The organism is Roseibium sp., from assembly GCF_025698965.1.
In the GTDB taxonomy this organism is placed as follows: domain Bacteria; phylum Pseudomonadota; class Alphaproteobacteria; order Rhizobiales; family Stappiaceae; genus Roseibium.
This window is the reverse complement of record NZ_JAILWL010000328.1, coordinates 1-7,545: the sequence shown is the minus strand read 5'-3', so window position 1 is coordinate 7,545 and position 7,545 is coordinate 1. Positions and strand designations below refer to the sequence as shown.

The window sequence follows — 7,545 nt, the reverse complement described above, 5'->3', positions numbered from 1 at the left end:
GCAGGATGGTGCGCAGCTTGCTCAGATAGGCCTTTGCTTCGTCAGAGGACCGCAGATCCGGCTTGGATACGATCTCCATCAGCGCGACGCCGGAGCGATTCAGGTCGACGAAAGACATGGTCGGGTGCTGGTCATGGAGAGACTTGCCCGCATCCTGCTCAAGATGAAGGCGCTCGACGCCGATCTCGACCTGTTCGTCCGGCATGTCCAGAAGGATCTTGCCCTCGCCAACGATCGGCTGCTTGAACTGGGAAATCTGATAGCCCTGCGGCAGATCCGGATAGAAATAGTTTTTCCGGTCGAAAACCGACTTGAGATTGATCTCGGCCTTCAGGCCAAGCCCGGTTCGAATTGCCTGACGCACGCATTCCTCATTGATCACCGGCAGCATGCCGGGCATGGCCGCGTCAACAAGGCTGACATTGTCGTTCGGGTCTTTGCCGAACTCGGTCGAGGCGCCGGAAAAGAGCTTGGCTTCGGACGTGACCTGGGCGTGAACTTCCATGCCGATCACGATTTCCCAGTCGCCGGTCGCGCCCTTGATGAATTTCTTCGGGTCGGGTGTGCGTACGTCGACAATCGTCATTTTCGTCAAAAATCCTGTTCTAAGCTAGGCCGCGCCATGGCGAATAGCCGGCAAGAAATGTTGCGGCGCGATTTGTGGTCTCATGACCTATTCGGGAATTGCCTCGCCTGCAAGGATTTCCTTGCGCGAAATGCACGCTTTCGCACAGACGGAGGTCATTCTTTCACCGGGAGCCTGAATGCGCTCCGGCCTGCGGTAGCACCCTGGGTTTCTCATGTTGCCAGATTGTCAGGAGGCAGAGCTACCAATCGGGTTGCTGGATGCCGGGTTCTGTGCCTTCCCGGTACGCATGATGAAGCCGATCAGAACCGCAACTGCCTGGTAAAGCTCGATCGGAATTTCCTGATCCAACTCTATCTGGGACAACGCTTCCGCCATCATCGGATTCTCTTCAATCGGCACACCTGCTTCACGGGCAATCTGTTCGATTTGTTCGGCAACCGAACCTGCCCCCTTCGCCGTAACAACCGGTGCCTCACCCTTTTCGTATTGAAGCGCTACGGCCAGTTTCTTTTCCGGAATGTCTTTCTCGGGCATATCAAACTCCTCAAGACTGCCGGTCGATCAATGCGCCGTATTTTGCAGCAGTTTTAGGTGGTAGTCCCCGGATCAGGCGGAGTTCCTGAAGGTCCAGCCCAGCATCGGCAAAGGCGGCCTCCATGGTGTTGCGCACCGAATTCAGGTTTTCAAATGTCTCCTTACGATCCACCCAAAGGCTCGCGTAAGTTCCGCCGCCACGCAGGCTGATCGCAGCTTCCAGAGGGCCGGTTGCCGTCAGATCCATGGCAAAGCGCAGCCGCCACGCAGGTTCGCCATCTTCTTCAGTGTTGTTCCCGCTGCCATCCCTGCCGATCTGCATTTGCAAGACCGCTGTTTCCTGGCCAAGGGCAAGTGGCAATTCCAACACGAGATCCATTGGACGTGAGCTCGTCTGTGCGCCCTCATCTGCCGTCAACCCGGCATTGACCAACTGGGTCAAACGCATTCGGGCAAGTGCGGAATCGGTTTCCCTCAACAGGGACTGCAGGTTCAGCTGTGCCGAATCTGCCCAGACACCGCTTGCCCTTTGCTGTGCCTGCCCCCGCGGGGCGCCTTGCCGGGTCGGATGAGCCGGTTGATTTGCCGGGCGGGCGATGCTCGTCTCGGCGCCAAGTTGTTGCAGGAGTGCCTTGAAGGACAAAAGGGCCGATTTCAGATCAGGGATCGTAGTTGAGGTCCCACCAGGCGGTTGCGCAATCTGCGCTTCCCGGAACAGGCCGCTCATGCGAACCGCCTGCTGCAAGTCTTTTCCGGCCAGTGTCTGAGATGGGTTCAACCTCAGCCCCAGAATCTGCTGCATCGCCTTGACGACCGGATCGGGAAGAGACGTTCTGCCATTTGCCTGTGCCGTTGCAAGACTACCGATCTGGGCAAACAGACTTCCAAGACCGGATTGCTGTTCGGCAAGCGGCTGTTGCAACTGACTGACGAGCCGATGAACGGGCGTCTGTGTCGCTGCCAGATTGCCGCCCTGTGTTGAGGACAACGTAGCAGGCGAGCTCCTCACCGCCGGATAGGGTTGAGACGGAATTGCTCGCCCTCCAGGATTTTCAATCCGTAAGGTTTCGGCTGCAACACGGGCTCCGGAGGTTTCTAAAGCAGCGGGTCTGGATACGTTTTGCGGTGCTGCTCCCGAGTTGGTCGTCTGATTGCCGGGGCGTGAATCTGGAGCCATAGCCGGAGGAGAGGGAGAAGCACTCGCGCCTGAATTCAGTGCCGATGTTGGGCCAGCGGACACGACAGGTGGCCCAGCTTGAGGTGATATAACTCCAGTAGATACGCTTGAAGGCGTACCACCCACCGGAACAGGCGCTGGCCGGGAAAAATTCTGAACCGGGCCTGGCGAGGCTGAACCCGCTGGCAATGAACCTGGTTGTCTAACACCGGTCTGCGATGAATTCACATTCGATCCAGCAGACGGCAAAGGAGGAGCCAGCTGCTGCTTAGAAGTGGCACCTTGGGGCGAAAAACTCACCGAACCTGGCTGGTCTGATGCCACCGGAGGTAAAGACGCGATCTGATGGCTGGCTGCTCTTGATGGTGCGTTTACCTGAGGAGCTGCACCTGGGGCTGTGGTCGCATTGCTGACCTGAGCACCGGTCAGTGAGTTGGCGACACGGCTAGTAGCTCCAGGTCCAGAAACGTCTTTAGTCGCTCCGGTTTGCAGCGCTGGTTGTAGCTGGGAGTTGCGAACGTCCGTCAAACCGGATGAGCTTCCCGCAGGCTGCGCTCCTGTTGCACCAGGCTGAACGTGCTGCGGCGATGCTTGCGCAAGCGACCGCTGTCCCGCCGCATTACCGGAGGTCTGCGTTTGAGACACGGGCTGAGCTGTTCGTGGTGCCGGTGCATCGGACGGATTGGCTGGTGAAGTCGAGTTTCCAATCGACGTACGGGAGCCCCCTTCCCCGCCGGTTGGTGGTTGTTTCAACCGTCCTGTTTCTCGCGAGACAGGCTGTGGTGAGGCTTGAGAAGAGTTTGGTGAAGCGGGCGCTGAAACACCTGAGCCACTAGCAGGTGGAACAGGTGCATTCCGGTTGGCGGAAGCTGCTGTTCCGGTATCAGTTGCCGGAGTGACTGTTGTTGGTGGTGCGGTATTTTGAGCACCTTGCGCGGTCGGCTGTGCCGAATTTGTCGACACTTGAACAAGATGCGCGACAACCGGAGCAGACCTTACCGCATTTCCACCGGCCGCCTGTTGTCCCTGTCCGCCCGGCACTCCCAAACCAGTGGCAGTCTGAGACTGCTGTGCCTGCGCAGGCAGAGTGCCGGCAGGCTTACCAATTGAAAGCTGGATTTCGGGCTGCTGCTTGCTCCCGGAGACTGTAACGGTTACTTCGGTACCGACCGGAAGCGGAGCAGGAATACGCAAATCGATTTTGGTGTCCGCAGCACTCAGGCGCACGATACCCCCAGGCATGTTCGCTTCGACTTTGGCCTGTATCTGGGTTCCTGGCTCCAGTTTCTGAACGACTGAAGATCCACTTGCATTCTGGGGGAGCGGTTGGGTGCTCACCGTTTCGACCATCACACCGTCTCCAGGTGTTTAGACCCTACCTTTGAGTATGATTTCTGACAGGCGCATATGGCGCTGCAACAGAATCAACTTCGCGAGTATGGCCGCTTTCACAGCCTCTGGCCAGAAGCGGGTGTTGATACTGATCAAAGATCGGACTCCCAAAGTGGCGCATATTGTGCGGCAATCGCCGGTATTGACGCACGCACACCACCACCGGCCACAAACAAAAGAGCTGTGCCGAAACCTCCCTGGACACCGCCCGGAAGAAGGAGAGACCGAGTGAACTGGATGGATCGCCTCAACGAGCGCGCCGAACTGATGGGACGCATGCTTGATACCATCGGCGCTATGAAGAACGTGCCCGTTAGCATGCAGGCTGACATGGATCTTCGCAGCGCAGCTTTCCGCTGCATCAATTGCAGGGAAACCGATACCTGCATGCGATGGCTCGAGGAGCACCCTGATGGAGCCGAAAGAGCTTTGCCGGAATGTCCAAATGCCGAACTGTTCAACAGTTGGCTGGATACCTGACCTCGGGAACCGCAGCTGGTTCCTATGTGCCGGGCTTCAACCCTGCGTACGGCGCCGGTTGAGCCAATAGGCTGCGCTGCCTGCAAGGGCACCTCCGACAAAGCGGAATGGGAACATTGCCAGGGCACCGGCGTCCTGGGAAATAGGTTGCGGCAGTTGAAGAAGCCCGACGGCCGTCTCAAGAATGAGTGACAGGGCCGCGGCCGCGAAGCCGGCAATCCAGAGTTTGCCTGGCTGATCCGCACGCCAACCGAGATATGCTCCGATCAGCAGAGCGAACGGATTGAGCAAGCCGGACAATCCAAAAAGATCAAACCAAGTATCAGAGAGCGTCATCATTTTTCCCTCATAACGTCGGCAGCATTAAAAAGCGAGGGAATTTCAGTTTCATTCACGTGACGGTGCCACGACAAATTTTATCGCCTTAAGAGTGAAGCTGCCCTAACTTTTGCAACTTATGATTTTATGTATAGTTGTTAATAACAGCATTTTCTCAAAAACAAGCTCAACCGTTGCCGTAGTATTGCCCATTTTGTTTTTTCGGACCTTGTGGTACCATGATTCAACGTAGTATTGCTCATCATCTGCCCTTCGAGGCAGACCATATTTCAATTAAGTTGTTAAATTCATGCCTTTACTCAATTCCACACAATCCGACGATCCTACTGTCGCAGCTCTAAGCAAATCGGACCGCCGACTTGCCATTCTCTGCAGCTATTGCGGCCGATTCCGGTATATGAATTGTTCAAAATTTTCCAGCGACCGGAAGGTCTCTGCACTCAGTCAGGATCTTCGATGCGGAACCTGTGGATCTGATGACGTGAAAGCCGTTGCCGTGTCCCGCAATCCGGAAAACGGCTATTGGCCCGCTGAACGCAGCTGACTGTATTTTCTCAACTGGCTCCTACGCTCAGCATGCAACCGTTGAGACGCATTCTTGCAACAGTGGGACGAAGATTTAGACCTTACGGCGTTTCCCACAGTCCGCCCGATTGCCGCACCCGAACACTCATGCTATAGGCGCCGCATCTGTTTGAGAGGTTTTATGCGCGGATCACGCGAGTCCCGATAGTCCCCGGCTGCCTTCAGCTGGGGTAATGCACATCAGCACTGCATGCGAATTGCTGCAGTGGCTGCGGAATTGCATTTAAATTCAGGCTTCTCAAAATCAATGGACATTTCCAAAGCCGAACAGCGGGTTTTGCACCTGCTGGCTCAAGGCGGCTATATCCTTGTCGAAAAGAACGAGGACGGCCGTATCATCAATCAGGAAACCGTCACGCGAGACGGTTGGTACTGGGGCGGGTGCTCACTCCACCTGTTTCGCAAACTCAAATACAAGCGCCTCATCGCATCCAGGAACAGCGGTCCCTACAAGATCACGCAATTGGGTTTGAGGCGCGTTCGTTCGCAGCTGGACAATCGCTAGTCTGCAGGTGATATCCAGACAGGAAACAAAGAGCGCGCCGGACATCGGCGCGCTCCATTTTCATCTCTTGGGTGATGTTAGCCGATCTTGGCGTCGTCTGCCCTCTTCACAGCGACAATCGAAGAGCGGGCCAGTTTGCCATCACCGTCCGGGAACGGTGCCTTCGGGTGCTGGATGCCGACAAAGAGCGTTCGCTTGTCTGCAGACCAGGTAATACCTGTTACTTCCGCACCAAACGGAACCGTCATGAAGCGCTCTATGCACCCGCTCACAGGATCGCCAACCAGCATCTGGTTGTTGCCCATGCCGGCGAAGTCTTCTTCGTTCTTGTCGTTGCCATCGGTCTGGATCCAGAGTAGGCCCGTGGTGTCGAACATCATGCCGTCCGGCGAGTTGAACATGTTGCCGGAATTGATGTTTTCCGATCCTGCATAGAGGCCTTCCTTGACGTCGGGGTTACCGGCCATCACAAACAGATCCCACTTGAATTTCGGATCCACGTGATCGTCGTTTTCCGGGTACCACCGAACGATTTGACCGTAATGGTTTTCCTCACGCGGGTTGGGGCCATTGACCGGTGTCGCATCACCGCCTGCATTCGGTTTGATACCGCGGTTCTTGTTGTTGGTCAGTGCACAGTAAGCTTCAATCGCCACTGGATTGACCGCAACCCATTCCGGACGATCCATGGTCGTGGCACCCACTTTCGATGCCGCCATGCGGCTGTAGATGCAGATTTCCGGAAGAGGCATGCCGGTTGTTTCTTCGGTCAGCGCAAGCCACTCGCCTGTCCCGTCGTCATTGAACTTTGCGACATGCAATGTGCCTTTATCCAGCAAGCTGGCGGTCGATGCACCCGGGGTGTAGACGTCGTCAGAGACGAACTTGTACAGGAATTCGCCGCGCTCATCGTCGCCCATATAAACGATGACACGGCCGTCACGGGCCAGAGCGCAAGCTGCATTTTCGTGCTTGAACCGACCAAGAGCGGTGCGCTTGACCGGTATGGATGCCGGATCGCCTGGATCGATTTCAACGATGTAACCCGCACGACGCGGCTCGTTGACATTCTTGGAAATATCAAATCGCTCATCGAATTTCTGGTAGTCGTAGCGGCTTTCCAGACCGATGCCGTAGCGCTTGAAATCTTCCGGAACCTGGAAGCTTTCGTCGGAGGAGCCGAAGTAACCGTTGAAGTTTTCTTCGCAGGTCAGATAGGTGCCCCATGGGGTCTTGCCGGCGCCACAATTGTTGAAAGTGCCCAGTGATTTCGTACCGGTCTGATCCGCTGCCGTTTTCAGAAGATCATGACCCGCTGCCGGGCCGGACAGTTTCATCGGCGTATTGTGTGTAATGCGGCGGTTGAGTGGGCTGTCGACAACGACCTGCCAACCATCCTCTCGTTCAATGACTTCCATGACTGCAACGCCTTGGAGGTTTTGCAGCTTTTGCACATCTTCGACGGATTGTGGCTTGCCTTCTTCCGTGTGCGGCAGGTTGATTTTCGGGTTTGCGTATTCGTGATTTACGGCAATGACCTGCTTGTCACCGATCACAAACAGCTCCATGCCGTCCGTGTTCTCGCCGAATACCCGATCAGAGGTTGCTGGGTCGCCACCTGTGCCGTGATCGAAATCGGTTGCATCGGAGAACAGTTTGTCCCCCCACTTCACCAGAATGTCCCAGGTATATCCGTCCGGGACGTGAACGGTTGAATCTGTCGCGATTGAAATAGGTTGGAAGGCGAAGCGGTCGGATTCCAGTGCCTGTACGGATGTCGAGCCAAGCAGGTTCGCGCCAACACCCATTGCTGCTGCGCCAGAACCGAAGGCGACGAGCCCGCCCAGGAAGCCGCGGCGGGACAGCCCCGCTTCAACGATGCGATCGAATTCAGTTGTTTCATCGGTTGGACGAACCAATTCGTCCCATTCGTCCCAGGACAAA

6 protein-coding genes and 1 pseudogene are annotated in these 7,545 nt (G+C 56.2%); 2 read left to right on the top strand and 5 right to left on the bottom strand.

Annotated features, from left to right (window positions below):
* From gatB to K5905_RS22595, 3 genes and pseudogenes are all read right to left on the bottom strand, one after another.
* Nucleotides 1-586, bottom strand: a pseudogene (gene gatB, locus K5905_RS22605) (Asp-tRNA(Asn)/Glu-tRNA(Gln) amidotransferase GatCAB subunit B); the annotation flags it as partial.
* Nucleotides 587-814: 228 nt separating this feature from the next.
* Nucleotides 815-1,123, bottom strand: coding sequence for an EscU/YscU/HrcU family type III secretion system export apparatus switch protein (locus K5905_RS22600; protein WP_297588050.1), 309 nt, complete (start codon nucleotides 1,121-1,123; stop codon nucleotides 815-817).
* A gap of 10 nt (nucleotides 1,124-1,133) precedes the next feature.
* A complete protein-coding gene (locus tag K5905_RS22595; protein WP_297588047.1) occupies nucleotides 1,134-2,111 on the bottom strand; it encodes a flagellar hook-length control protein FliK in 978 nt (325 codons plus the stop codon).
* A gap of 1,818 nt (nucleotides 2,112-3,929) precedes the next feature.
* Here K5905_RS22595 and K5905_RS22590 point away from each other — a divergent pair.
* A complete protein-coding gene (locus K5905_RS22590) occupies nucleotides 3,930-4,172 on the top strand; it encodes a DUF6455 family protein (RefSeq protein ID WP_297588053.1) in 243 nt (80 codons plus the stop codon).
* Between the two features lie 36 nt (nucleotides 4,173-4,208).
* On the opposite strand, the gene K5905_RS22585 is transcribed toward K5905_RS22590, so the two are convergent.
* Complete coding sequence (locus tag K5905_RS22585; RefSeq protein WP_297588044.1) at nucleotides 4,209-4,511, bottom strand: phosphatidylglycerophosphatase; 303 nt, start codon at nucleotides 4,509-4,511, stop codon at nucleotides 4,209-4,211.
* Nucleotides 4,512-5,343: 832 nt separating this feature from the next.
* Here K5905_RS22585 and K5905_RS22580 point away from each other — a divergent pair.
* Entirely contained in the window at nucleotides 5,344-5,601 is a 258-nt protein-coding gene (locus K5905_RS22580) for a YjhX family toxin (protein ID WP_297588041.1), read from the top strand.
* A gap of 77 nt (nucleotides 5,602-5,678) precedes the next feature.
* Here K5905_RS22580 and K5905_RS22575 read toward each other — a convergent pair whose 3' ends face one another.
* Complete coding sequence (locus tag K5905_RS22575; RefSeq protein WP_297588039.1) at nucleotides 5,679-7,544, bottom strand: PhoX family phosphatase; 1,866 nt, start codon at nucleotides 7,542-7,544, stop codon at nucleotides 5,679-5,681.
* Nucleotide 7,545 lies beyond the last annotated feature (1 nt).